The following is a 26194-nucleotide window of genomic DNA, read 5'->3' on the forward strand; positions in this document are numbered from 1 at the left end:
CGTGGGGTTGTGCGCGCGACAGGTGGCGAAGGGTGGTCGCGATGCAGGCGATCTGGAGCCAGCCGGTCGCTGAGTTGGTGGTGTTCTCGAACGACTTCGCCAGCCGGCGACACCGGCCGAGGCGGCCGTGGGCGACCTCGACTCGCCAGGCATGCCGGATGGGTCGGAAGACGGGCTGCTTGTCGTCCCACCCGACCCGGCGGACTTCGACGCCGTGCCGTTGGTCGAGCTTTCGCGCAGCGGGTTCGGTGACCCCGCGGTCAACGAGCACCAGCTCAAGCCGCCCGGTGACGCCCTGCCGGGCCAGGTGCTCCAGCATCAACTCGCTGGTCCGGTTCTCGTGGATGGAGGCCGGCACGACCAAGGCGCCGACCGGGAGCCCGGTCACATCGACCGACACGACACGCTTGGCGCCCTTGGTGCGGCCGTAGGGGCCGCCTTGGTCGTGGAAGGTGGCGCCGCCGTTGGACGCACCGCGGGCGAGGTGGGTGTCAATGACCAGCATCGAGGGCGTCGCCTCCGCCCGCCCCTCCGCGTGGCGTGCCGCGGCGTGCAGCACCGTCAGCGCCCGCGCCCACGTGCCGAATGCGCGACCAGCGCCGGAACTGCGACCAGACCCGGGTCCAGGGTCCGAACGACTCCGGCAGGCAGCGCCACTGACACCCGGTCTGGGCGATGTAGAGCATCGCATCGACCACGGTGCGCAGGTCATCGGCGTGCCTGCGGCCCCGTTTGCCGGGCGCGTTGAACACCGGCTCCAACCGCTCCCACTGCTCATCGGTCAGATCACTTGGGTACGACATGTCCCCGCACGGTGACGACCCGCCTGATCACCGCAATAGGGACACACCCAGTGAGAACGACACCAGCCTCATCGAACCGGTTCCTTCCTGGTCAGCACGAGATAACGCCGGTCGGCCGCACCGGAATTGGTGCAGCCGACCGGACACAGGTCGTGCGCAGCCGTCAGACGCCGGGCTCCACCGGCAGGCCCAGCTCCTCCTGCACCTCGGACAGGCAGGAGAAGTCGGAGTGGTCACGCCAGTCGAAGTCCTCGGGGACGTTCCCGTTGGCGATCATGTCGTCGTTCCACTCGTCGAAGGCCTCCGCGGGAGCGCCACCCGTCAGCGCGAGCTGGGTGGCCATCTCCTGCTCCCACTCCGCGATCTCGTCCTCGCTCGGGTCCAGGCCCCGCTCGCGGGTCATCTCGACGATCTCGTCGCGGTTGTCCGTGTTGGTCTCACCCTCGGCGGCGAACTGGAACGCCTGCACCCGGCCCTTGATGTAGTTGCAGACCGCCTCGCGGTTCTCCTCGAGGAAGTCCGTGCGGACGACCCATACCTCCTGGGGGATCGGGCGGAACTCCTGGTGGAACATCGTGCCTCCGGCGTCCTCCAGAGGCGCCAGGTGACGGGGCTGGAGCTGCGCCACGTCGATCTGCTCGGCCAGCAGTGCCTGGAGCCGCTCGTCGGATCCGCCGGCCACCGGCACGAACTTCATGTCGTCCGGGTCGACGCCGATCTCCTCCAGGATGTTCTTGGCCACCGTGATGTTGCGGTCACCGGTCGGGCCACCGCTGATCTTGAGGCCTTCGAGGTTCTCGGGGTCGACCCCTGCGCGAGACCCCATCCACCAGGCCTCGGTGTCCTTGGCCACGCCGACGATGGTCAACGGCACGCTGCCCTCGGCCACCGCCGCCCAGATGACGTCGCTCTCGCCCTGCGCGACCCAGACGTCGCCGCCGATCAGGCCGGCGAGGTACTCGGGCGAGGCCGTCACCTCGGCGGGCTCGGTGAATCCGAGATCGGGCCAGAACATGTCGTCGGCGACCATCCACGTCATCTGGTTCATGAAATCGTCGCCGTCGTAGGACATCCGGACCTGGGTGATCTCGTCGCCGTCGCCATCGGCGGCTCCACCACCGTCGTCACCGCCGCAGGCTGCCAAGGGGCTGAGCATCGTCAGGCCCGCCGCGACCGCAAGTGCCTTCTTCACGTGTTCCTCCAAGCTGGGTTGGTCGGGAGCCGCGGTGCGCGGCACCCCTTCGTCACACCGGCCCCCGAGTCCGGGTCTACGTCCGAAGTCATGTGAATGTCGTCGACCAGCTCCTCGCCGAACGCCAGTCGGCGCCGGTCTGCCCGGAGCTCAGAAGTCCTGTCGACGCCCCTCCATCACCTTCCTCTCCAGCCACTGAGTCGCACTGACCAGGGCGACGCAGAACAGGACGAAGACGAGCAACATCGCGTAGATCTGTGCGCTGTTGAACGTCTTCTGGGCGAGCGTGATGATGTAGCCGATCCCGTCCACGCCGGTGAACACCTCGCCGATGAAGAGCCCGAGCAGGCCGCGCGAGACACCCATCCGGATTCCGGTCGCGATGAACGGCACCGTCGACGGGACGACGACGTGGATGAACAGCTTGAGACGGTCGGCGCCGAACGAACGTCCTGCTACCAGCAGGCTGTTGTCGACGGTCTTGACGCCCTCCATGATCACGACCAACGTCGCCGGGACCGCAGACAGGACGATGATCCAGACGCGCGCGGCGTCGTTGATCCCGACCCAGACGAGCAGCAGCGGCATCAGCACGATCCGGGGCATCGTGTACAGCGCCCAGACGTAGGTGCTCAGGGCCTTGTCGAGCACCGGGATGCCGCCGATCAGCAGGCCGCCCGGGACGGCGATCGCGATCGAGATCGCCATCCCGACGAGGTAGATCGACAAGCTGATCCAGAGGTTCCCCCACAGGATGCCCTCGGCGCTCATCTCCCGGAGCTCACCGATGACGTCGGTGAACGAAGGCAGGAAGAGCGTCGGGATGTCGCCGTAGGTGGCGACCAGTTCCCAGATGACGCAGAACGCGACGAGGTTCAGGATCGAGACCACGATCCGCTTGCGGCGCGTGAACACGCGTCGGGTCGAGCCTCGCGGGGCACGCTGGCGCCGGAGCACTCCGGGCACCAGGGACCGCTTGGCGGGAGCCGCCGGCCGCAACGTGGTGGTCATCAGATCACGACCTCCTCACGCCACCGGCTCGCCCACACCTCGAGGCGGCGGGACGCCGACACGAGAATCAGCGCGATGACGATCAGCAGGAAGATGAAGGCGAGCATCCTCGCGGTGTCGTAGACCCGCGCGGACTGGATCACCTCGCCGCCGATCCCGTTGGCACCGATCAGCAGCTCGACGGACAGCAGGCCGACGAAGCCCCGCGAGATGGCGTTGCGAACGCCGCTGGCGACGAATGGCATCGCGCACGGAAGGATCACCTTGACGAACAACGACAACCGCCCCGCGCCGAAGGAGCGGGCAGCGCGCACCAGGGACCCGTCGACCGTCTGGACACCGTCCTTGCAGCTGAGGCACAGCGGAACCGCCGCCGAGAGGATCACCATCCAGATGCTGGTGGCGGTGCTGAAGCCCGTGATCAGGATCAGCAGCGGCGCGAACGAGATGTTCGGGAGGGCGTAGAAGCCCCAGAGGTACGGCGAGGTGATCAGGTCCAGGTACGGCGAGAGGCCGATCAGCAGACCGATCGGGATCGCGATCATCGAGACAGCCATGCCGATGGCCAGCGGGCCGGCGCTGGCCTTCATCGCCTCCCAGACCTGACCGTCCTCGACCGCGGTGAGGAAGGCTTCGAGCACGGCCCTCGGGCTTGGGAGGATCAGCGGGTTGGGATCGGTCAGCACGACCGCCGACTGCCAGATGCCGAAGAACACCACCAGGCTGATGAAGCCAGGGGCGTGGGACCTCAGCCTCTTCCACAGCGTGGGCCCTTTGCGTGGTGGTCCGAGGTGCTCGGTGCCGGTCGGCGCGGGCATCGTGGCGGCGGTCGTCATCGCACCGGCTCTCCCGAGGTCGCGTTCGAATCGGAGGTGACCGACGGGGCCTCATCCGAGGTGACGGGCGCCCGGTCCGGCTGCACCCCCGCCTTGGACAGCAGCTGCCAGATCTGGTCACGCAGCGCCTGGAACTCCGGGAGCTTCCGGGCTTCGCGGGTGCGCGGCCGGGGCAGGTCCACGGTGAGCAGCTCGCGGATCCGGCCGGGCCGGTCGGTGACGACCGCGATCCGGTCGGCCAGCGTGATCGCCTCGTCCACACTGTGGGTGATGAAGATGATCGCCTGACCGGTCTCCGACACGATCCGTGCCAGCTCGTCCTGCATCACTTCGCGGGTCATCGCGTCGACAGCAGCGAACGGCTCGTCCATCAGCAGCAGTCGCGGCTCGGTCGCCAGCGCCCTGGCCAGGCCGACCCGTTGGCGCATACCACCCGACAGCTCGCGCGGGTAGGCCTTCTCGAAGCCTTCGAGTCCGACAAGCCTGATGTAGTGGCGCACCACCTCGGGCGTGTTGGAGTCGACCCGCCCCTGCATCTCGAGCCCGAACCGGACGTTCTGCTCGGTCGTGCGCCACGGCATCAGCGCGTAGTCCTGGAACACCACCGCCCGGTCACGCTCCGGACCGGTCACGGGCTTCCCCATCACCTTGATCGTGCCGGCGGACGGGAAGGTCAGTCCGGCGACCACGTTGAGGAAGGTGCTCTTCCCGCAGCCGCTCGGACCCACGATGGCAAGGAACTCTCCGTGCTGCAGGTCGATGCTGAAGCCCTTCAGCGCGATCAGCGTGTCCTTCTCACGCAGCCGGTCGTAGGTCACCGAAACGTCGTGGGCCTCGACCGCCAGCGGCCGGCCGGACTCCTGCTCGCCATGCGAAGCGTTGTTCATGAACCGTCCTTCAGGCGCTCAAACGGGGTGGCTGCAAACGATTGTGATCACAGCGCCAAGTGTCCTCGTTGTCAATGGTCTTCCTCCGGTTCCCTGCGTGTCGACATCCGTTCGTGAGCAATCGCGTCGGTTCACGTCCCCCCGACGCCCGCCGACACGCCGAGGTGGCCTGCCGACGCCTGGAGCGCGTCCCACGTGGTCGTTGCCACGATCAGCTCGTCGTCGTCCGCGATCTCGTGCGGGAGCCGGCGCCCGGCACCGGGCACCCTCCCGCCGCTCGCGGTGGTGCGGGCGGCCAGCTCGTCGAGGCGACGTTGGACCGCGGCCTCACCGTCTCCAGCGAGCTGCGCCGGGTCCAGCGTGAGCAGCAGGTGACCCACTTGTTGCGGTTCGCCAGCCCGGGCAGGGTCGAACGGGTCGGGTACGTCGGCGGAGAGGCGCGGCCCGACCAGCCCGGCGGTCAGGGCCTCCACCGCGAACGCCAGGGCGAACCCCTTCGCCCCACCGAGCGGTGCCAGCATCCCGGCCAGCGCCTGGTGCGGGTCGGTGGTGGGGGTCCCGTCCGCGGCGAAGGCCCAGCCGTCCGCCAGTGGCTCGTCCCTGGACGCGTGCTCAGCGACCGTCCCGCGCGCCACCGCACTGGTGGAGAGGTCGACGATCGCCGGGCGGGGGCGGCACGGGACACCGACCGCGATCGGCGACGTCGACACCACCGGCCGGTCGCCTTCCCAGGCCGGCATGGCTGCCGGACCGTGGGACAGCACGACGGCCAGCAGCCCGCGATCGAGGGCGGGCAGCGTGGCCACACCGAGTGCGCCGCAGTGCCCGGAGTCGGACACGGCGACGGCCGCCAGCCCGAACCGGGCGGCACGCTCGGCGGCCGTCTCTGCCGCCTCCCAGACCTGCCAGTGGCCGAGACCTCCGTGCCCGTCGAGCACCACGACTGGCCCGGTGTCGCGGACGGTCGTGAGTCGGGCGTCGGGGTCGTACCCTCCGGCCTCCAACCGGCGCAGGTACGACGGCACGCGCAGCAGGCCGTGCGAGGTAATGCCCCAGCACTCGGCGAGAACGATTGCAGTCGCGGTCCGCCCAGCGGGCCCGGAGGCCATGCCTGAACGCAGCAGCAGGTCGGTCACCCACCGCCGGGCCGATCCCACGTCGATCCGCACCAAGCAACCTCCCGTCCGACACGATGCAAACGTTAGTACTATAAGTCACTCCAAATTATGCAGTTTCCGGCCAGGTCGCCCACCAGCGTGTCGGTCAGGCACTCCGGTAGAGCTTCGTGAGGGTGAACTCGCGGTGGCCGAGCAGCTCGGCTGCCGTCAGTCGGCCGTTGATCGTGCGGTCGACGATGTCGATCAGGATCTCCCCCTGCTCCTCCACCGACCGGCCCTCGGTGAGCAGACCCGAGCAGTCGACATCGATGTGCTCGGACATCGACGTGACCGTCTTGGGGTTCGCCGAGATCTTCACGACCGGCTGGACCGGGTTGCCGATGGGGTTGCCCTGCCCCGTCGGGAACAGGTTGACGACGCCACCGCCGGCTGTCATCAGGGTCACGCACTCGGCAGCGGCCGACGACGTGTCCATGAAGTGCAACCCCGGGATGGACGGCGCCTCGGCCGGGGCCAGCGCGCCCACGATCGGCTGCGTGCCGGTCTTGACGATGTTGCCGAGCGCCTTCTCCTCGATGGTCGAGAGGCCACCCGCGATGTTGCCCTGCGTCGGCTGCGACCCCAACAGGTTGGCGCCGGTCTTCTCGATCATGTCGATGTAGTCGTCGTAGAAAGCCTGGAACCTGGCGCGGACCTCGTCGCTGACGCAGCGCTCAGCAAGCAGGTGCTCACCGCCGGTGAGCTCGCTGGTCTCGCCGAAGATCATCGTGCCGCCCTGGTCCACCCAGAAGTCGCTCAGGTACGCGGTGATCCGGCACGACCCGAGGCCGGTGGTGGTGTCGGACTCACCGTCCTTGGTCGTGAGGATGATCTCGGACCTGTCCACGGGCTCACGGGCCAGCTCGCTGGCGTCCTGCAGGAACTGCTTCGCGACGTGGGCGGCGCGCTCCACGATCTTCAGGTCTCCGAAGCCCTCGAGCCACAGACCCTCGACCGGCTTGCCCGTCTTGGCGATCCCCTCGACGACTCGGCCGGTCCAGTTGGGCTCGACACCGATCACGACCACCGCCGCGACGTTGGGGTTCGAGCCGATCCCGATCAAGGTACGGAACGTCAGCTCGAGGTCGTCCCCGAACTGCAGCCTGCCGAACGCGTGCGGCAGAGCGAGTGTGCCCGGGATGAGTGAGGCCACCCCCTCGGCCGCCGCGTTCGACAGGTCGTCGACGGGCAGGATCGCCACGTGGTTCCGCGTGCCGACTGCCCCGTTGGGCCGGCGGAAGCCGGTCAGGCCACGCTGTTCTGCCACCGCGCACTCCTCACGTTGTGGACGTGGACGTAGTCGCCCTTCTTGATGTCCGTGCTGGCGATGGCCGTCCGGACGCCGTACTCGACGACGTCGTCGCCGTCGGCGATGTCCACCAGCGCCACCTTGTGGCCGAGCGGGATCTCGGCATTGACCATGAGGGTGATCGACGCGGAGCCGTCCAGGTAACCGATCTCGGCTTCCCCGCGAGTCACGTCGCGCACGGCGACCGCGACGAAGTCGCCGTCCTTGTGCGCGAGGAAGCTGGGTACGGATCTAGCCATGGCGCCCTTCCTGGTAAGTGGTCTGACCTCTGATCGGGAGATTATGGTCGGCCCGCGACTGTTGTCAACGTCACACGACGGGACCGGATGGCGACAGCCGTCACCGTGTCGCCACGAACAACGGCAGCGAGCGGCCCACCAGCGAGCGCCGCGGGCTCGGCAGCGAGTCGGCCACCTGGCGGAGCGCTTGCGCCGCGGGGTGCTCAGGAGAGGCCACGACGAGCGGCTCACCCGCATCACCGGCCGCGCACACCGCCGCGTCGAGCGGAATCGTCCCGAGGAGCGGGGCCGTCAGCTGGTCGGCCAGCCGCGCCCCTCCCCCACTGCCGAACGCGCCACCCGACATGGTCTCGACGACGCCGGCCACCGGCATCCGTGCGTTCCGCGCCATCCGTCCCACGCGTCCGGCCACCGACTCGGCGGCGATCTGAGGCGTGGTGACCAGGAGCATCGCGGCGTCGGGGAGCAGCTCGAGGACGGACAGACTGACGTCACCGGTACCGGGCGGTAGGTCGACCAGCAGCACGTCGAGGTCGCCCCAGTACACGTCCTCGAGGAACTGCTCCAATGCCTTGTGGAGCATCGGGCCGCGCCACACGACCGGCTCGTCGTCGTCGACGAAGAATCCCACCGACATCAGACGCACACCGTGAGCACGGACCGGGAACATCAGGCCAGGAACGGCCACCGGGGCGCGCCGGACGCCGAACAGCAGGGTCTGCGAGTAGCCCCAGACGTCGGCGTCCAGCACGCCGACGCGCAGGCCCTGCACAGCGAGAGCCGCGGCGAGGTTGGTGGTCACCGTCGACTTGCCCACCCCGCCCTTCCCGGATGCGACCGCGAACAGCCGCGTGGGCGACCCGAGGCCACCCGGGGATCGACGGCTGCCCCGCAGCACGCGCGCGACCTCACGGCGCTGGGAGTCGTCCGCGGGCGCGACCCGCACGTGGGCGTGCACCCCCGCCGGGCGCAGGGCGGCGCTCACGTTGGCCTCGAGAGCCGCGCGGTAGCCAGGATCCTCGTCGAGCCCCGCGACCGTCACGTGGGTGCCCCCCGATCGTCGACTCACCTCCCCGGCCAGGCCCAGCTCACCCAGTGGGCGTTCGCTGAGGGGCTCGAGGGCCGCGGCCACGGCCTGACGCACGGCCGTCGTGGGGTCCGGCCGACCCCGGGGACTCACGGCGTCTCCCTGGGTGTCGCGCGGAACGCCTTCCGCTTGGGCTTCACCGGACGCATCATGAACTCCGGCCGCCGCATCCCCGCTGCGTCGGGCCCGGGTCGTGTGAGTGCGAGCCACTCCCGGTAGACCTCCCGAGCTCGAACGGTGTCGACCTCGATGTCGCCGTAGCGGTCACCGGGCTCAGCCGGGGCCACGGTGACCAGCTGGTGCCAGCAGTGGGCACCCGACCAGGGGTCGGGCTGCACCGGGAACGTTAGGTTCTGGTGGACGCCGGGGTCCTCCCAGTAGATCCGCGAGCTGTCCGGGTCGTTGCTCGTGAACGGCGTCGTGTGCTCGGCGTACCGCATCCGCCAGACCCCGGCCTCGCTGCGCTCGAGGTCGACCTTGCCGCTGGCCCACCTGCTGGCGTGGATGTCGTCCAGTCTCCACCGGCCCATGTGGTGGCTCAGCGCGACGACGCCGGGTCTGATGCCCTGGTGCGCCCAGGCCCGGACCACGAAGTACCCGATCCGGGTGCGGACGCGCACCAGATCGTCCGTCGCCAGGTTCAGCCGTCGCGCGTCGTCGTCGTGGATCCACAGCGGGTGGGTGTTGCTGATCTCGTTGAGGTACTTGGCGTTCGCCGAACGCGTGTGGATGAGGGTCGGCAGCCGGAACGTCGGCACCAGAACCATCTGGCCGGCGTCGATGTCCACCTTCTCCCGAGCCACGTGCGACCGGATGTACGTCGGGGTCGCGTACTCGGGCCACCCGAAGGAGGCCACCGAGTCCGACCACAGCTCGAGCCGCCGGCTCGGTGTGGGCCACCCGGCCACGACCGCCCCGTCGTCGAGCTGCACGCCGACGGAGCCGGCCTCGCCCACCAAAGGTGGCGTCGACTCCTCGGTGGTGGGCGTGCGCAGCACGCCCGCGGAGTCCGGCTCCGCCCCGGCGAGCTCCGCGTCGGTGAGCGGCCGCTCGTCTTGCCGGTAGACGTCCTTGACGATCTCGACCACGCCGTACTTGCGCATGTACGCCAGGGGTGAGAGTCCTTCGGCTGCGGCCTTCTCGGGCAGCCCGGGCACCTGGTTCTCGAACACCCAGCGGTAGTACTCGTCCACGGTCACCTTCTCGCCAGGACGGTACGGCGACTCGAAGTAGCGCCGGATTCCCAAGGAGCCGTCGGGGTCGATCCGCCAGGACAGCTCGAACCAGAACTCGTTCTCCTCCCAGACCTCGCCGGGATTCGCGTCCCGCGTGTCGTGCACCGCCTCGCCGAGCTTCTCCATGGCGACCCGGCGCACCGGCTGCCGGAAGCCGAGCCATCGCGCGGCGTGGGTCTCGTAGGAGTGCGTGTCGTGGCGCTCTGTGGAGTGCCCCATCGGCAGGACGTAGTCGGCGAAGATCGCGGTCTCCGACCAGGTCGGCGTGAGCGCCACGTGCAGCCCGATCTGGTCGGTGCTCGTCAGGCTCTCGATCCACGTGAAGCCGTCGGGGTTGGTCCACACCGGGTTGTAGACCCGGGAGAAGTAGACGTCCAGCGCGCCGCGACCGTCCTGGAGCAGGTGAGGCAGCAGGAAGGACATCTCGTTCGTGGACAGGGGGTACTCCGCCGGCCAGAGCAGTTCGTTCCAGGACTCATGTCCCTCGGGCACGTCGTAGCCGTGGGCGATGAACTTGTCCCAGCCGTTGGGGCTGGTGCCGCCGACGGTGCCGACGCTCCCGGTGAGCACGTTGAGGAAGAACAGGCTGCGCGCGACCTGCCAGCCGCCGAGGTTGCCAGCCGCGGCGGAGCGCCAGACGTGCGCGGCCAGAGCCGTGCCGGCGTCCGCGACGATCTCCGCGAACTCGCGGATCCGCTCGACCGGGACCTGACTCTCCTCGGCTGCGAACTCCAACGTGTACCTCGCGTAGTCCTCGGTGAGGGCGGCCAGGAACGTGTCGAAGTCCCGAGGAACGTCGGGGTGCAGCCGGTCGAGGTAGGTCTGCCAGTTGACCCAGCGCTCGAGGTAGGCGCGATCCACTCGGCCGGTGCGCAGGAGGTAGGACGCGACGGCCAGCAGGATCGCTGCCTCGCTCCCGGGCCACGGTGCCAGCCAGAGGTCCGCATGGCTGGCGGTGTTGGACATCCGGACGTCGAGCACCACGAGCTTGGCGTTGCCCTCGTGCTTGGCCTCCATGATCCGCTGAGCGTGCGGATTGAAGTAGTGACCGGCCTCCAGGTGCGACGACAGCAGCACGATCACCTTGGCGTTGGCATAGTCGGGTGCCGGGCGGTCGTAGCCGCCCCAGGTGGTGTACCCGAGGCGGGCTCCGGCCGAGCAGATGTTCGTGTGGCTGTTGTGCCCGTCGACACCCCACGCCAGCAGGAACCGCTCCGCGAAGCCGTCCTCCCCCGGGCGCCCGACGTGGTACATCACGCGGTCGCGCCGGTCGGCAACGACCGAGGCGCGGATCCGGGCTGCGATGTCATCGAGTGCCTCGTCCCAGGTGCACTGCTCCCAGTCGCCGGCACCTCGCTCTCCGACCCGGCGCAGCGGGTGCAGGATCCGCTCCGGGTCGTTGAGCTGGTTGATCGTCGCAGGTCCCTTGGCGCAGTTGCGTCCCCGCGACCCGGGGTGTGCGGGATTGCCCTCCACCTTGGTGACGGTGAGGTCGTCCTTCGCCACGTGGGCCAACAGGCCACACGCCGACTCGCAGTTGAAGCACGTGGTCGGGATGAGCATGAACTCACGAGGAACCTTGCGCGGATGAGCCTTGGCGTCGTAGGCCACGTGGTGGTCCCACGTCTCCGGCGGGGGAAAGTTGCGCAGCCCCTCGTGGGCCCGGGCGCCAGGCAGGTCGATCATGACAGCGGCACGTCCTGTCCGGCCCGGACGTAGGCCGTCTCGTACAGCAGTACGGCCGGCTGCACGAGCACGCCGGCCACGACCACCGGCCAGACGACCTCGCCGGACCAGCTCACCGCTGCGAGCACGATCGCCGCGACCGTCAGGGCGACGCCCCCGGCCCAGAACAACACCCGATAACGGCCGCGCAGGATCACTCTCGCCGCGACCTCCGCACCTCTGCTGTCGTGGGGGCCGGCGAGGTCGATCGCCGCGATCGCCAGGTGGGCCAGTGCGCCGGCCAGCAGCGCGCGGCTGGCCAGCGAGACCGGCGCGGGTCCGAGATCCCAGACTGCGACCGCGATGGCGAGCAGTCCGGCGCCGGTCGTCGCGGCCTGCGCCAGGAGGTGGGGCAGCAGCCAGGGTGACTGCCAGAGATCGCGCCCTTCCGCCTGACCGAACAGGAAAGCGGTGTAACCGGCGACGAGGATGGCCGAGAGCATGGTGGGCACCGCCAGCCACGGCTGTACCGACGCGGATGCGAGATTGCCGGTCACGAACCACGCACCGACGGCGAGCCCGAACGCCAGCAGGCAGTAGCCGCCGAGCACCAGCCACGAACGGCGGTTGCCTCGCGTGAAGAGCAGGTAGAAGCGCTCGGGACGCTTGAGGTCCCACACGAGCAGGGCGCCGGTCAGTGCGGCGGCGAACGCTCCGACCGCGGGCGCGACGGTGGTCCCCACGTCACCGAGATCGATGCCGAGCAGGACTGCCAGCGCCGCGAGGAACATGATGCCCGCGCCCACGCCCTTGGCCCACAGGTAGGTGATGACCCGCCATCCCCACGGCCGCGGGTGAGCCGTGTTGAGGGTGGTGGTCGCCGTGGGGTCCGTCCCGGAGAAGTCCGCGGACGTGGTCAGGCGCTGCTGGTCGGGCCTGGCCCACAGGTAGGTCTCCCGGACCGGCGCCTCGAGCGGGTCGAGCACCGCGTGCGAGGCACCGAGGTAGAAGACGTTGGGCCCCGTGCCCTGGTCGGGCGCCCGGACCGCGGTCTCGTTGGCCGCGACCAGCCGAGAGATCCCCGACTCGTCGTCGTCGAGGTCGCCGACCCAGATCGAGTGCGTGGGACAGACGACGACGCAGGCGGGCTCCAGGCCCTCGTCGACTCGGTGCGCGCAGAAGTTGCACTTCGCGGCGGTCTGGGTGTCCTCGTCGATGTAGATGGCGTCGTACGGGCAGGCCTGCATGCACGACTTGCAGCCGATGCACACCGAGCTGTCGAAGTCGACGATCCCGTCGTCACGCTTGAACAGCGCTCCGGTGGGGCAGATCGTCACGCATGGCGCGTCGGTGCAGTGGTTGCACCGCATCACGCCGAAGTCACGCCGCGAGTCCGGGAAGGTGCCGGAGTCGACGTACTTCACCCAGGTCCTGAACTGACCCAGCGGCACGTCGTGCTCGGTCTTGCACGCGACGGTGCACGCGTGGCAACCGATGCACGTGCGCTGATCGATCGCGAAGCCGTACCTCACACACCACCACGCATGGCCACGTCCCCGTTCGACACTGGATAGAGGTCTGTCCACTATAGTGCGACGTGCTCGGAGGTGCGCAAGGACGGCGCACCGCCCCACGGGAGGTGCGATGGAGGCAGACAACGCCCTCGACGGCTGGCAGCAGCTGGGTCAGGGCACGCTCAACGAGCGGATCCGTAGCGAGATCCTGCGCGTGCTCGCTACCCGCGGACTGGCGCCCGGCGATCGGCTCCCCTCCGAGCGTGAGCTCGCCGCGACACTCCGCGTCAGCCGCCCCTCGGTGCGTGAGGCGGTCCGTTCCCTCCAGGCCGAGGGGCGCCTGGTGGTCAAGCACGGTCAGGGCGTCTTCGTCGCCGAGCCGGCCATGCAGAAGTCCCTGCGGGAGGCCATCGCCCGACTCGATCACAGCCTCGCGGAGCTGTTCGCGATGCGAGAGGTCCTCGAGGTACCGGCGGCCAGGTGGGCAGCGCAGCGGCAGAGCGCCGACGAGGTCCGCGCCATCGAGGAGGCCTTCGTCGACCTCGACACGGCGCTGCTGGCCAAGCCGCGCGACTACGACCGGCTGCAGCAGCTCGACGCGCACTTCCACCTCCGGATCGTGCAGGCAGCCGGCAATCGGCTGCTCGAGCAGAGTCAGAGCGTGCTCAACGAGCTGATACTCACTGGCCTGCAGACGACGCTGGCCATCGAGGGGCGCGCCGATGAGTCGCGCAAGGAGCACCTGCGGATCCTCAGTGCGATCCGGGACGGAGACGCGGCCGAGGCGGCGCGCGCCGCACAGGCGCACGTCCGCAAGACGCGCAGCGCGGCCAACCGCCGGATCGCCGAGGCCAGTGCCCGCCTCGAGCATCGCGACTGAGTCACAGGCCGGCGGGCCGGCCCCGGGACACCGGGGCGACCTGGTCGCTCGGCCCCAGGATCAGGCGAGTGCTCGGCGGACCCGGTCGGCCCGCTCGGCGTACTCCTCGTCGGGGATGGGCGGCAGCATGTCCGCCCAGATCGGGAGGTTCGACCCCCGCAGCTGCAGCACGCCCCGCGGTCGCGCGAGCAGCACGACCGCGAGATGGCCGCTGCCGTTCTCCCACTTGTTGATGTGGACGTTGCCGACCTCCGGCAGTCCCTTGAGAGCCCGAAAGGTGCGACCGACGAGCAGGCCGAGCTCGGCCAGGCCCTGGTCCGTGAGGTCGTCCAGGGGTGCGTGCTCGTGCGAGACCACGTTGGCCGTGAACAGCAGGCTCGTGGCGTCGGTGCGGATGACCGTGAGGTGGTCACCCTCGTGCAGCACCAGCTCCTGGCGGCCACGCGCCTGGCAGACCTTGCAGTCGGCGGCCTTCTTGCGCCGGTCGGGCTCCGGGTCGGCGTACTCCTCGAGGGGCCGGACCCGCACCGAGTCGGCCTCGAACGGGAAGACCTCCCACCCCGGCATCGCACCGACCGGCAGCCGGCCGTCGGTGGCGGCCGCCCGGGCACGCTCCAGGAACTCCGACATCGACGCGCCTCAAGCTCGCAGCAGGCTGCGCAGCACGTACTGCATGATGCCGCCGTGGCGGAAGTAGTTCGCCTCACCCGGGGTGTCGATCCGGACCACCGCGTCGAACTCGGTCGACCCGGCCGTGACCTTCACCGTGCGAGGCGTCGTGCCGTCGTTGAGCTCGGTGACGCCGGAGATGGAGAACTCCTCCTCGCCGGTCAGGCCGAGGCTCTCAGCCGTCTCGCCCTCGGGGTACTGCAGGGGCAGCACGCCCATCCCGATCAGGTTCGACCGGTGGATCCGCTCGTACGACTCGGCGATCACGGCCTTCACGCCGAGCAGCGCGGTGCCCTTGGCCGCCCAGTCACGCGAGGAGCCCGATCCGTACTCCTTGCCGGCGAGCACCACCAGCGGAGTTCCGGCAGCGAGGTAGTTCTCGCTGGCCTCGAACACCGAGGTCTCCTCGCCGTCGCGGGTGAAGTCGCGCGTCACGCCCCCCTCGGTGCCCGGCGCGAGCTGGTTGCGCAGCCGGATGTTGGCGAACGTGCCGCGGATCATCACCTCGTGGTTGCCGCGGCGCGACCCGTAGGAGTTGAAGTCGCGCTGGTCGACGCCGTGCTCCTGGAGGTAGCGGCCCGCCGGGCTGTCCTTCTTGATCGCGCCGGCCGGGCTGATGTGATCGGTGGTCACCGAGTCACCGAGCTTGAGCAGCACCCGAGCACCGGTGATGTCCTCGACCGGCTGCGGCTCCTCGGGCATGCCCTCGAAGTAGGGAGGCCTGCGCACGTAGGTGGAGTCCTCCGCCCACGCGAAGGTGTCGCCCTCCGGGGTCTCGAGCGAGCGCCAGCGATCGTCGCCGGCGAACACGTCGGAGTAGTCATCGGTGAACATGTCGGCGCTGATGGCCTTCCCGATGACCTCCTCGACCTCGCGTGGCGACGGCCAGATGTCCTTGAGGAAGACGTCGTTGCCGTCCTGGTCCTGCCCCAGCGGGTCGTTGAACAGGTCGACGTCCATGCTCCCGGCGAGCGCGTAGGCGACGACCAGGGGCGGGGACGCGAGGTAGTTCATCTTCACGTCGGGGTTGATCCGACCCTCGAAGTTCCGGTTGCCGGAGAGCACCGAGACCACTGCGAGGTCCTGGTCGTTCACGGCCTGGCTGACCTCGGGGATCAGCGGGCCGGAGTTGCCGATGCAGGTGGTGCAGCCGTAGCCGACCAGGTTGAAGCCCAGCTTGTCGAGGTACGGCGTGAGACCGGACCGCTCGTAGTAGTTGGAGACCACCTTCGAGCCGGGCGCCAGGCTGGTCTTGACCCAGGGCTTGCGCTGCAGGCCCTTGTCGACCGCGTTCCTCGCCAGCAGCGCGGCGCCGATCATCACGCTCGGGTTCGACGTGTTCGTGCACGAGGTGATGGCGGCGATCACGACGGCGCCGTGGTCGATCTCCATCTCCTGCCCGTCGATGCTGATGGTGACCGGGTGGCTCGCACGCCCGCCGTCCTTCGGAGCAGCCGAGGGCTTCTGCGGCGCTCCGTTCCCCGACGCGTGGGAGGGCGAGTCGGACGCGGGGAACGACTCCTCGACGGCCTCGTCGTAGCCGGTCGACTCCGCGGCGTCGTCGGGATCGTCGTCGCCATGGTCGACGTAGTCACCCAGCGCACCACGGAACGCCTCCTTGGCATCGGTGACCGCGACCCGGTCCTGTGGCCGCTTGGGGCCGGCCAGGCTGGGGACCACGGTCGCCAGGTCGAGCTCCAGCGCCTCGGAGAAGCGCGGCTCGACGTACGCCGTGGCGGCCGGGTCGTGCCAGAGCCCCTGCTCCTTGGCATAGGCCTCCACCAGGGCGAGCTGCTCCTTCGACCGGCCGGTCAGCTCGAGGTACTTCAGGGTCTCCTCGTCGATCGGGAACATCGCAGCCGTCGAGCCGAACTCGGGGCTCATGTTGCCGATCGTCGCGCGGTTGGCCAGCGGCACGGCGGAGACTCCCTCGCCGTAGAACTCCACGAACTTGCCGACCACGCCGTGCTGGCGCAGCATCTCGGTGATCGTGAGCACCAGGTCGGTGGCCGTGGAACCCTCGGGCAGCTCACCGGTGAGCTTGAAGCCGACGACGCGGGGGATCAGCATGCTGACCGGCTGGCCGAGCATGGCCGCCTCGGCCTCGATGCCACCGACGCCCCAGCCCAGCACGCCCAGGCCGTTGACCATCGTGGTGTGGGAGTCGGTGCCGACCAGCGTGTCCGGGTAGGCCTGGGTCACCCCGTCGGACTCGCGGGTGAAGACGGTGCGAGCGAGGTGCTCGATGTTGACCTGGTGCACGATCCCGGTGCCCGGCGGGACGACCTTGAAGTCGTCGAAGGCGCCCTGGCCCCACCGCAGGAACTGGTAGCGCTCGCGGTTGCGCTGGTACTCGATCTCGACGTTGCGCTCGAACGCGTCGGCCGTGCCGAACACGTCGGCGATCACCGAGTGGTCGATGACCAGCTCGGTGGGTGCGAGGGGGTTGATCTTGGACGGGTCGCCGCCCAGGTCGGCCATCGCCTCGCGCATGGTGGCCAGGTCGACGACGCAGGGGACGCCCGTGAAGTCCTGCATGATCACGCGGGCGGGGGCGTACTGGATCTCCTGGTCGGGCTGTGCGTCCTTGTCCCAGCCGGCGAGCGCTCGGATGTCGTCGGCGGTGGTGTTCTCGCCGTCCTCGGTGCGCAGCAGGTTCTCGAGCAGCACCTTCAGGGAGAACGGCAGCGAGGTGACGTCGAGTCCCTCCCCGGTCACCGCGTCGAGTCGGAAGATCTCGTACTCGCGGTCACCCACGCTGAGGGTGCTCTTCGCGCCGAAGCTGTCCTGGCTTGCCATGGGGGTCTCCTCGGTCGGCTCTGATCGGTGCCGGGTCGGTTGTCCATCTTGCCGCCGCGACCGGCAGCCCAGGAAGTGAGGGCATCCTTATCGCTGGCAAAGTCTCTTGATGTCAAGATATCACACCTGTTCGCTAGCGTCTGGCCGTGGCCCCCTCCGCGCCCGACCTGCTGGTGATGCACGCCGTGCGGCTGCTCGGATACGCAGACACCGACCGGATCGCGGCCCGCTTCTACCTCGACCGAGCCGAGGTCGAAGAGCACCTCGAGGACGCTCGTGCCAGCGGGTGGGTGGACCGCTCGTCGTTCGGAGGTCGCAGCGGCTGGTTCCTCACGCCTGGCGGCAAGGTCGAGAACGAGCGTCGGCTCGCGGCCGAGCTCGACGGGACCGGTCGTCGCGACGACGTACGCCGTGCCTACGACAACTTCCTGATCCTCAACGGTCGGCTGCTCCAGGCCGTGACCGACTGGCAGACCCGGCCGGTCGCCGGCGACCCGCTGGCGGCCAACGACCACCAGGACCTGCGCTGGGACCGGCGAACGCTCGCGATCCTCAGCGAGATCGGCGTCGGGCTGGGTCCTCTGGCGACCGGCCTTGCCGGAGTCCTCACCCGCTTCGACGGGTACGACGCACGGTTCGCACTCGCTCTGGAAGAGGTTCAGCACGGGGACCACCGGTAGGTCGACTCGATCGAGCTCGACTCCTGCCACACCGTCTGGTTCCAGCTGCACGAGGACCTGCTCGGCACGTTGGGTGTTCAGCGCGGTGCCGAGCCGTCCTGACAGCCGCTCAGTGGACCAGCTTCAACCCGACGACGGAGCCGATCAGTCCGGCCAGCAGCAACGCCCGCACCGCGGACACCGGCTCTGCGCCGGTCGCCATCCCGAACCCGACCGTGAGCGCCGCCCCGACACCCACCCAGACGGCGTACGCCGTCCCGGTGGGCAGGGTTCGCATCGCCCACGCGAGGCCGCCCATGCTGAAGGCGAGGGCGACTGCGAAGACCACGGAGGGCACGAGTCTGGTGAACCCCTCGGACCGCCCGAGGGCCACGGCCCAGACGGATTCGAGGACGCCGGAGAGAACGAGCACGAGCCACGACATGACAACCACCTCGGGCGTCGTCTTGTCGCAAGCCGGGTACGTCGCCGCTCGTCCGGGAACCAGGTGGGTCCTGCCCCCAGGATCTCACCGGCCCCGTCGGGGACCAAGTCGGCGAGGCCGGCGTCAGCCGCTGACCCGGTCGAGGTGCTGCAGCAGGTCGTGCGCGGCGAGCTCGACCTCCTTGTGCCGCCACTCCGACGCACGGTAGACGCAGGCGATGAGGGCGGTGCGGTGAACGCGTCGGAAGTCGCCGTACACGAATGCGTAGCGAGCCTTGGTCTCGTCGTTCGCCCCCTCGGTGAGGCCGAGGTGCCAGGCGGCGTACTCCGCCCACGAGTGCCGCTCCAGGAAGGCGTTCTGGGCGGCGGCGTCCGGCTGCACCTCGCCCCAGTCGCTGTCGAGGACGTACTGCCGGGCGTCGATCAGGGCACGGGCGTGCGACACGGCATCTGGATTCACGGCATACCGGGCCATGCCACTCATCGTGACACGACCGCACCCCGGCGCGACGGCGCTACGGCGCTACGGCGCTACGGCGAGGGTGACGGTGAGGGCGTCGGGGACTCGGTGGTCGGTTCTGAAGACGGCGCTGGTGACGTCGGCTCCGAGGTCGGTCCGGAGGTCGGTTCGGACGTCGGTTCGGACGTCGGCTCGGTGGTCGCCGGTTCGCTCGGACTGGGCTCGCTGGAGCTGGGCTCACCGGGCGGCGGCGTGGTGGACGAGCTGGTCGATGGGCTGTCCGACGACGGCTCGCTGCTCGCAGGGGCCGGGTCGGTGGGCGATGACGTCGACGTCGTGACGGGCTCGGCCGGTGGCGCGTCGCCGAGGATCGCGACGATCTCCGTCTTGAACGCCTCCAACTGCTCGGAGATCTCCGCGAGCGAGTACGACGTGATGTTCTGCCCGAACTCGGTCAGCCGGTTCCAGACCCCGGCCAGCGAGAGCAGCTCTGCTTCGCCCGGCGTCTCCTCCACTGACAGGACGAGCTGGCTGGCTAGGGCTGCCGTGACGCAGCGGAAGCACTCGTAGTTGGCCGCCACGGCGAGGTTCTGCGGCACCACCACCTGGGCATCGTCCATGATCAGCACGACCTGGAAGGCGACGGCGACGGTCACGCAGTTCGAGCACGAGGCGTACGCATGGGCCTCGTTGACGTTGAGCACCTCGTCGCCCTCCGCCCAGACGAGTGCGAAGGCGACGTCGTACTTCATCGAGCCGTCGGTGGTGTTGATGGCGGCGGCCTGGTTGTCGCCTTCCTCCGGGGGGAGAGGCTTGTCGAAGGGGAACACCCACGGTTCGGCGTCACCGTCCGGTGAGGGCTGTTGTCCGCCGCCGGTCTGATCGGTCGGGACGAGCACCATCACGAGCTGGGGGTCGGACTTGGTCGGAAGTTCCTCCCCCTCCTGGAAGGTCGCCTGCAGGGGAGCCCCACTGGCCAGCCTGCGTTCGGCGGACTCGCCGGCAGGGAGGACTCCGCCGCTGGTCAGTGGCTCCGTATCCAGCAACGAGGCCGGCATCGCCCTGGCCTGAGTGCTCTGCGAAGCCGGGAACGTTGCGGTCAGCAGGCCACGCTCCTCCGGGCCGATCGGCCGGTAGGTCCCCGGGTGCGGCCACCACGCCCACGAGAGGCTGGTGATGACGACCGCGCTGAGTGCAGCGGCGAGGACCCGCTTCGGGAACGACCCGCGGCTCCACAGCGCGAGTCCGCGGGACGAGCGCAGCCCCACCCGTCCGAGGATGAGGGCACACGCCAGCAGAGGCAGCACCACGGCCAGGGCTTGGATCATGTGGGCGGTGACGTCGATGATTCCGCCGTCTCGCCAGGCGCCCATGACGCCCGAGGCGTCCTCCCGCACGACGGACCACGCCGTACCGAGGAGACGGGGCACGGCCATCACCACAGCCACGAGCATGAGCGCCAGCATCGGGATCGTGACCAGGACCCACAGCGTGATCACCGCGCGGGCCCACGGCTTCAGCTCTCGGACCTTCGGGTCGGACCATCGGTGGGGCAGCAGCCCGAGCAGTGTCGGCTTGATGCGGTGGTAAAGGTCCGGGACGCCGGTCAGGTCAGCGAGCAGGTGGTAACCGTCGAAGCGCATCAGCGGCAGGAGCTGTTGCACCATCTGGAAGATCTGGGTGGCCACCAAGAGCAGCAGCGCCTCCCAGCCGGTGAAGTACCACCAAGCGAAGGTGAGCACCACCACGAGCGCGTTGAAGTACAAGCCGCCCAGGTCGGTCCGGATGCGGCCTGCACGGCCCAACCGGTAGCTGTCAGTCACGTCGGTGTAGAACGCCGGCCACACCAGGTAGATGCCGGCCCCGATCACCCCGGGGTCGGCGCCGCTGAAGCGCGCGGCGGCCGCGTGCCCGAACTCGTGGAACCCCCCGGAGAGCACCGTCACGACGAACACGAGCAGGAGAAGGTGCGGCCGCTGGAAGGCGTCGTACGCCGCTGGAGCCAGGCCCTGCTGGAAGAAGACCCACCAGGTGACTGCCAGGAACCCGACCACCACGGCCGAGACCAGGAACGGACGGAAGAGGATCCGGAACGGATCGGTCAGCAGGCGGGTGGTCCTGGGACTGGTGACGGCGAACTTGAACCGCAGGCCCAGCAGCGGGTCGGACCTCTTGAGGGCAGGCGCCGACCCGTCGGCAAGCTTGAGCAGTCCGAGAGGGCGGAGATGCTGGTCGACCAGGAACGAGACCATCTCTTCCGAGACACCCCGGCCCGTGGCGCGGGTGACGATCTCGGCGATCTCGGCGCAGCTGCGCCGGCCGTCGACGGCGTCCAGCACCAGGTAGAGCAGCGGCGTGAGCTGAAATGCCTGCCCGTCGCCGCGGCGGACCAGGGATGGCGGATTCCGGCAGCCGGACCCCGCCATCGCTCCGATGAGCTGGAGGTCGTCGACGCGCGTGGGTGCTGCGTCGACGATCGTCGTCACTGCTCCGATGCCTCCGTGCTCGGCTCGCTCGTCCCGTCAGTCGTCTCCGTCGTGACCGGGACCGGCTCCGGATCGTCCGTGGACGCGGTGTCGGTGTCGGGCGGCTCGACGGAGGCCTGGTTGATGTCCGAGGTCTGATCGGACGTAGCGATCGCACTCCCGGAGATCGACTGGGTGATGATCGCGTCCTGTTGCGCGATCGCCGTCGCCTGCGAGTCGTCGGACAGGATGTTGGCGGCCACGGACGCGTCGATCGGTGCCGCCACGTTGGCGTTTGCCGCAACCGCACCGTTGATCGGGGCGGCCAGGTCGGCATCCAGGTCGACGTTGACGTCGACGTTGAGGAGGTTGCCCTTGAGCAGGTCGCCGGTGTTGAGCCCGCCGAGGGTGTCGGTGACGTCGTCGACGATGCCACCGACGATGCCGATGACGTTGCCCGCTGTGTCGAGGACCTGCCCGGTGAGCGGGTCGAGCGCGCCGATCACGTCGCCGGCAGAGTTGACGATGTTGCCGGTCGCGGCGTCGAGGGTGCCGATGACATTGCCGGCAGCGTCCAGCACGTTTGTGCCGTCGACCAGGCCGGTCACGGTGCCCAGCAGCTCGCCCGCCGTGTTGAGGACGTCGCCTGTCAGCGGGTCCAGGACTCCGACGACGGCGCCGTTGCCGTCCAGCACGTTGCCCGTGGCACCGTCGAGGACACCGATGACGTCGCCCGACGAGTCCGCGACCGCCGCTCCGTCGATCAGGTTGGTGACGCTGCCGACGATGTCGCCCGCGGAGTCGAGGACCAGCCCCGTGGTCTCGTTCAGGGTGCCGACGATGTTGCCGGCGGAGTCGAGCACATTGCCGGTGGCCGAGTCGAGCGTGCCGACGATGTTGCCCGCGGAGTCCACCACGAGGGTGCCGTCCACCGGCTCGCTGGCGGCGGCGGTGGCGTCTGCGGCGTCGGTCGCCGCCATCAGCCCGGCCTCTGTGCCGCCAGCTCCATCGGTCGGGGTACCGCCGGTGCCGTCCGTGGTCGTGTCGGACTGGTCAATGGTGCTGTCTTGGATGCCGGTCGCGATCGCGTCAGCCGCCACCGTCTGGGTGACCATCACACCCTGGTCGGCCAACGCCTCGGCCGTGGATCCGTTCGACAGCAGGTTGGCGCTCACCGCCGCGTCGATCGGCGCCACGACGTTGGCGTTGAGCGCGATGGCGAGATCGATGGGTGCGGCCCCGTCGATGGCCAGGTCGATGTCCGCCGCAAGGTCGAGGATCGAGACGACTTCCTTGTCCGGCAGCGCGGTCACCCCTTCGGCCGCGAGTTCCTCGGGTGTCAGTGGTGTCGGAATCTTCTCGGACATCTCCATCCCTCCAGGACGACCTGCCCAGGCGCCCTCATGTCTTGATCTCGGACCAATCTGATCGCCCGCAGCAGGAATCCGCTTCGAGCCCCAGGGGCGGTACCCAGACGATTGCGGCCTAAACGACGTACCTCGTGATCGCTGCGTCAGGGCAACCGTGCCAACGCGCGGACCGGCAGCGTGGCAATCCCCGCCACCTTCGCGGGCACGGCTGTGAACCTCGCCCCGGTGGCCGGTAGGCGGTCGAGCCGGGTGAGGTGCTCCACGACGGGGATGCCGGCCGCCAGCAGCCGCGTATGGGCGGGCCGCTCGCCGCCGCGGGTGTCGTCGATGTTGACGCTGTCGATGCCGACCAGCGCCACTCCCGCGTCGACCAGGTGCGCCGCGCCCGCGTCGTCGAGGAACGGGTGGTCGGGGTCGCCGTACCGGTCGGTGCGCCAGTGCCGGTCCCAACCGCTCCGCAGCAGCACCGCCGACCCGGCGAGCTCGAGTCCCTCGAACGCCGCCGGTCCGAATCGGCCGTCACCGTCCACGACCACGGCCGGCAGGTCCACGCACTGCTCGAGCCGCAGCTCGCTGGTGTCCCACCCGCCACGGTGCCGGTGGGCCGGCGTGTCGAGGTACGTGCCGGTGTTGCCGACCATGGTGATCCGGCCGATCGTGAACTCGGTCCCCTCGTCGTACGTCGCGTGCGACTCCTCGAAGCCGAGATGGACTCCCACCTCCGGCCCCGGCAGCCCCGGGTACGTCGTCATGCCGTGCTCGATGACGTGCGACAGGTCGACCAGCTCCATGTCGGTGAGGTTACGCCCGTGGACGCGGGTTCCCGATCGGAGAAGGATGAGGGAGCGGGGCAACCTTCGGCGGCGCTCGATGCGTAGGGGGGCCATGGCCGAGAAGCCGGAGTTCGACGCCTTCGTGCTGGCGAGGTGGCACGCGCTGTTGCGCACTGCCTACCTGCTCACGCGCGACCAGGGCCGGGCCGAGGATCTCGTCCAGACAGCGTTGACGAAGCTGTGGTTCGCGTGGGACCGGGTCTCGGGAGACCCCGAGCCCTACGTACGCCGGATCATCACCAACACCCACACCTCGTGGTGGCGGCGGCGCTGGTGGTCCGAACGGGCCACGGATCGGGTGGTCGAGCTGGCCGAGCGCGACGCTCCTGCCGAGGAGACCATGGACCTGTGGACGGCGCTCGGCCACCTGCCGCCGGGTCAGCGGGCCGTGATCGTGCTGCGCTACTTCGACGACCTCACCGAGTCCGAGACCGCCGCGCAGCTCGGTTGCTCGATCGGGACCGTGAAGAGTCAGCACGCGAAGGCACTTCGGCACCTGCGAGCTGACATCGCCATGGAGGAGAACCCGGCGGAGGGGGCGACGTCATGAACCCTGACCTCATCGGCCGCACCCTCACCGAGCACGCGACCGCGGTCGACCACCGCGGCCCTGACCTCGGCGAGCTGCACGCGCGAATCGCTGGCGTCCAGCGGCGTCGGCAGGGGCTCGCCGCTGTCACCGCCTCGGCGGCGCTCGTCGTCGGGCTCACGATCGGCACACAGCTGCTCGGCGGCTCTGACGGCCCGCAGCCCGCTCCGGGGCCGACCCTTCCCACCGGGCCCAGCGGGACGGGGCTGCCGTTCCGACCCGACCAGACGGAGTTCCTGGTGCCCGACTCGGCGCGGGAGGACGCCTCGCGGATCCACCTGGTCGAGCGGCACCAGAACCAGCCGGGCAGCCCCCTGCTGGAGGTCGACGTCAACATCGACGAGGACCGGGTCGCGAACACCTACTTCTGCGAAGGCGCTGAGCCCGGGCTCTGGCTGGTGGTGCGCACGCCCGGAGGCGGCGGCCAGGTCTCGCCCTGCGACGGCACTCGCGACCTCAGCTGGACACGCACGTTGGCCTTCAACCGGTACTTCGCGCGGAACACGTCCAACCTCACGCCGCGCACGCAGCACCACCTGAAGATCTTCGTCACGACCGCGGACGGACGTACCGCGGGGCGGCGCGAGTTGGCCGAGGGCATGCCCGCCGAGACGGACGCCCGCTTCGGCGTGTCGATCAGCGGACAGACGTCGCCGACGGTCGCGACGCTCGTCGGACGCGAGGTGTCCGTGCTGGGTGAGGGCTTCGACGGTCGCGACTGGTGGTTCACACGCGGCGTCGAGGCGGCGACGGGTGCCGAGTCCTTGGTCGTCGAGATCCCGGCCTCGGAGGCGGACCAGTTCGTCCAGGTCGTCCGCGGGCCGGAAGCCTTCGACCGGGCGGCGGAGCCGGACCTCCGGCTCGATGGTGAGCACGTCCCCTGGCCCCCGGAGCGAACGCCGTACCTCGCCTTCCTCGACGACCCCTGCACCGTGGTTCCGGCAGGGGCTCCGCACACCGTCGAGGTACGGCTACCTCCCGAGCCACGGGGGGCCAACTGGGCGGTGGCCGTGTTCGAGGCCGGTGAGCAGTAGCGGTTCGAGCCGCGACGCACTCCACATGGTGGGTCATCGGGAAGAGGTTCATGGCCCTGAGCGTAAGTGCGATTCTTTGCGATCGACTGCGCTCACGAGGCCGAATGCGCCCCTGACCTGCAGCGATGCAGTTGGCGACGTCGGGTGACGACGGCACCCCGTTGCGTGCCTTTGCCAGTCAAAGCGAGCCCAATCCGAGCCCTCGCTTCAGGCGAGGTCCGACGATCACAAAGGAACGCAGACGCGGCCCTGCACCCGCGGAGCCGCAGGTCTCCGGGCGCTGCACTCCCCCGCCGACGAAAGGCCGGGTCAACGGGGCGCCAGGCACGTAACTGCGCCATCCGGTACGGGGTCGCCTCGGGATTGGCCGGGACGTGCTTGTCCGATGCTCGGCAGGAGGTGTGCCACGAGGCACGTGCCGGTTTACTCCTCTAGACACGGCGGCATGGCTTCATGTGACACAGGTGGCAGTTGCGCGGCGCCATGTGACAGGCACTGACTGTGAGGTGCGTCTCCCGCGCTGGGGGAGACACCATCGGCAATGAGGTTCAGGGCCCCAGCGGTCAGGCGGCTCGGCTGCCTCATCATCAAGAACCAGCGGAGACTTCGAGGGATACACCGAAACTCCGAGTGAGGTGCATATCGGAATCAGCGCCTCGCCGCCATGGTGACCGGCCGCGGCCTCAGCCTCAGCCTCAGCGTGATCCCGGCTGGACACCGCCCGTCCACCAGAGCGCCACGGTGCGTGTCGAGCGACTGACCTTGTCCTCCGGCGTTCATGATTTCCAACGAGTCGAGCGGTGGAACAAGCGGCCGTATGCGTTGGATCCCTGTGCCGGCGAGCGGCTTCGACGGTCACTCGAGGATCGTCACAGGGGCGCGGTAAGGACCCGCGGGGTTACTCGGATGGACGAAGGCCAGTCGCACGTAGTCATGTCAGACATCAGGTCACCCGGTGAAGGGCTCAAGTGCGAAGCGGCCCCAGGCCACGAAGCTGGCTAGTCCGAGATAGACCATGTCCGCCACCATGACCTTGAACTCCTGACGCCGGATGCGC

The 26194-nt window shown here is 69.4% G+C and carries 23 protein-coding genes and 1 riboswitch; of the genes, 4 read left to right on the top strand and 19 right to left on the bottom strand.

The annotated features are described in order from the left end of the window. The 12 genes from VFZ39_RS11435 to VFZ39_RS11490 all read right to left on the bottom strand — a co-directional run. The coding region (locus tag VFZ39_RS11435; protein ID WP_330865879.1) for a transposase at window positions 1-505 on the bottom strand (505 nt) is incomplete at its 3' end. Continuing rightward, entirely contained in the window at window positions 492-803 is a 312-nt protein-coding gene (locus tag VFZ39_RS11440) for a transposase (protein ID WP_330865880.1), read from the bottom strand. The genes VFZ39_RS11440 and VFZ39_RS11435, both read right to left, overlap by 14 nt. A 163-nt stretch (window positions 804-966) precedes the next feature. Next, window positions 967-1995 carry an ABC transporter substrate-binding protein gene (locus VFZ39_RS11445; RefSeq protein ID WP_330865881.1) on the bottom strand — a complete coding sequence of 343 codons (1029 nt, stop codon included), beginning with the start codon at window positions 1993-1995 and terminating at the stop codon, window positions 967-969. Between the two features lie 150 nt (window positions 1996-2145). Next, complete coding sequence (locus VFZ39_RS11450) at window positions 2146-3006, bottom strand: ABC transporter permease (RefSeq protein WP_330865882.1); 861 nt, start codon at window positions 3004-3006, stop codon at window positions 2146-2148. Further along, a complete protein-coding gene (locus tag VFZ39_RS11455; RefSeq protein WP_330865883.1) occupies window positions 3006-3842 on the bottom strand; it encodes an ABC transporter permease in 837 nt (278 codons plus the stop codon). Before VFZ39_RS11455 ends, VFZ39_RS11450 begins: the two co-directional genes overlap by 1 nt. After that, window positions 3839-4729 (bottom strand): ABC transporter ATP-binding protein, encoded by an 891-nt coding sequence (locus VFZ39_RS11460; protein WP_330865884.1) that lies wholly within the window; start codon window positions 4727-4729, stop codon window positions 3839-3841. Before VFZ39_RS11460 ends, VFZ39_RS11455 begins: the two co-directional genes overlap by 4 nt. Window positions 4730-4860: 131 nt before the next feature. Beyond that, window positions 4861-5898: an Ldh family oxidoreductase gene (locus VFZ39_RS11465; RefSeq protein WP_330865885.1), complete on the bottom strand. Its 1038-nt coding sequence runs from the start codon at window positions 5896-5898 to the stop codon at window positions 4861-4863. Between the two features lie 94 nt (window positions 5899-5992). Further along, complete coding sequence (locus VFZ39_RS11470) at window positions 5993-7153, bottom strand: UxaA family hydrolase (RefSeq protein WP_330865886.1); 1161 nt, start codon at window positions 7151-7153, stop codon at window positions 5993-5995. Continuing rightward, window positions 7132-7434, bottom strand: coding sequence for a UxaA family hydrolase (locus VFZ39_RS11475; protein ID WP_330865887.1), 303 nt, complete (start codon window positions 7432-7434; stop codon window positions 7132-7134). The genes VFZ39_RS11470 and VFZ39_RS11475 overlap by 22 nt, the downstream gene beginning before the upstream one ends. 100 nt (window positions 7435-7534) lie before the next feature. Beyond that, the gene (locus VFZ39_RS11480; protein ID WP_330865888.1) at window positions 7535-8614 is read right to left on the bottom strand and encodes an Mrp/NBP35 family ATP-binding protein; all 1080 of its coding nucleotides are present in this window, start codon (window positions 8612-8614) and stop codon (window positions 7535-7537) included. Then, window positions 8611-11442, bottom strand: coding sequence for a molybdopterin-dependent oxidoreductase (locus VFZ39_RS11485; RefSeq protein ID WP_330865889.1), 2832 nt, complete (start codon window positions 11440-11442; stop codon window positions 8611-8613). Before VFZ39_RS11485 ends, VFZ39_RS11480 begins: the two co-directional genes overlap by 4 nt. Beyond that, window positions 11439-12953, bottom strand: coding sequence for a 4Fe-4S dicluster domain-containing protein (locus VFZ39_RS11490; protein WP_330865890.1), 1515 nt, complete (start codon window positions 12951-12953; stop codon window positions 11439-11441). Before VFZ39_RS11490 ends, VFZ39_RS11485 begins: the two co-directional genes overlap by 4 nt. A 112-nt stretch (window positions 12954-13065) precedes the next feature. Here VFZ39_RS11490 and VFZ39_RS11495 point away from each other — a divergent pair, with 112 nt between their 5' ends. Next, complete coding sequence (locus VFZ39_RS11495) at window positions 13066-13815, top strand: FadR/GntR family transcriptional regulator (protein WP_330865891.1); 750 nt, start codon at window positions 13066-13068, stop codon at window positions 13813-13815. A 60-nt stretch (window positions 13816-13875) separates the two neighbouring features. On the opposite strand, the gene VFZ39_RS11500 is transcribed toward VFZ39_RS11495, so the two are convergent. Both VFZ39_RS11500 and VFZ39_RS11505 read right to left on the bottom strand, forming a co-directional pair. Continuing rightward, on the bottom strand, window positions 13876-14445 hold the full coding sequence (locus VFZ39_RS11500) for a hypothetical protein (protein WP_330865892.1): 570 nt from the start codon (window positions 14443-14445) through the stop codon (window positions 13876-13878). 9 nt (window positions 14446-14454) lie between these two features. Then, complete coding sequence (locus tag VFZ39_RS11505) at window positions 14455-17283, bottom strand: aconitate hydratase (RefSeq protein WP_330865893.1); 2829 nt, start codon at window positions 17281-17283, stop codon at window positions 14455-14457. 146 nt (window positions 17284-17429) lie between these two features. On the opposite strand from VFZ39_RS11505, the gene VFZ39_RS11510 reads away from it, so the two are divergent. Further along, window positions 17430-17963 (top strand): transcriptional regulator, encoded by a 534-nt coding sequence (locus VFZ39_RS11510; RefSeq protein WP_330865894.1) that lies wholly within the window; start codon window positions 17430-17432, stop codon window positions 17961-17963. A 109-nt stretch (window positions 17964-18072) separates the two neighbouring features. On the opposite strand, the gene VFZ39_RS11515 is transcribed toward VFZ39_RS11510, so the two are convergent. The 5 genes from VFZ39_RS11515 to VFZ39_RS11535 all read right to left on the bottom strand — a co-directional run bounded on the left by VFZ39_RS11515 (window position 18073) and on the right by VFZ39_RS11535 (window position 23472). Next, window positions 18073-18387: a DMT family transporter gene (locus tag VFZ39_RS11515; protein ID WP_330865895.1), complete on the bottom strand. Its 315-nt coding sequence runs from the start codon at window positions 18385-18387 to the stop codon at window positions 18073-18075. Between the two features lie 11 nt (window positions 18388-18398). Next, window positions 18399-18463: riboswitch (guanidine-III (ykkC-III) riboswitch) on the bottom strand. A gap of 47 nt (window positions 18464-18510) precedes the next feature. Beyond that, window positions 18511-18861 (bottom strand): hypothetical protein, encoded by a 351-nt coding sequence (locus tag VFZ39_RS11520; RefSeq protein WP_330865896.1) that lies wholly within the window; start codon window positions 18859-18861, stop codon window positions 18511-18513. Between the two features lie 56 nt (window positions 18862-18917). After that, entirely contained in the window at window positions 18918-21332 is a 2415-nt protein-coding gene (locus tag VFZ39_RS11525) for a hypothetical protein (protein WP_330865897.1), read from the bottom strand. After that, the gene (locus tag VFZ39_RS11530; RefSeq protein WP_330865898.1) at window positions 21329-22678 is read right to left on the bottom strand and encodes a hypothetical protein; all 1350 of its coding nucleotides are present in this window, start codon (window positions 22676-22678) and stop codon (window positions 21329-21331) included. The genes VFZ39_RS11525 and VFZ39_RS11530 overlap by 4 nt, the downstream gene beginning before the upstream one ends. Window positions 22679-22824: 146 nt before the next feature. After that, a complete protein-coding gene (locus VFZ39_RS11535) occupies window positions 22825-23472 on the bottom strand; it encodes a cyclase family protein (RefSeq protein ID WP_330865899.1) in 648 nt (215 codons plus the stop codon). Window positions 23473-23566: 94 nt separating this feature from the next. Between VFZ39_RS11535 and VFZ39_RS11540 the strand changes: the two genes are divergently transcribed. Then, window positions 23567-24064 carry a SigE family RNA polymerase sigma factor gene (locus VFZ39_RS11540; RefSeq protein ID WP_330865900.1) on the top strand — a complete coding sequence of 166 codons (498 nt, stop codon included), beginning with the start codon at window positions 23567-23569 and terminating at the stop codon, window positions 24062-24064. After that, window positions 24061-25137, top strand: a complete 1077-nt coding sequence (locus VFZ39_RS11545) for a hypothetical protein (protein ID WP_330865901.1) — start codon at window positions 24061-24063, stop codon at window positions 25135-25137. The genes VFZ39_RS11540 and VFZ39_RS11545 overlap by 4 nt, the downstream gene beginning before the upstream one ends. Window positions 25138-26194 lie beyond the last annotated feature (1057 nt).

The organism is Nocardioides sp. (assembly GCF_036374615.1).
GTDB lineage: Bacteria > Actinomycetota > Actinomycetes > Propionibacteriales > Nocardioidaceae > Nocardioides.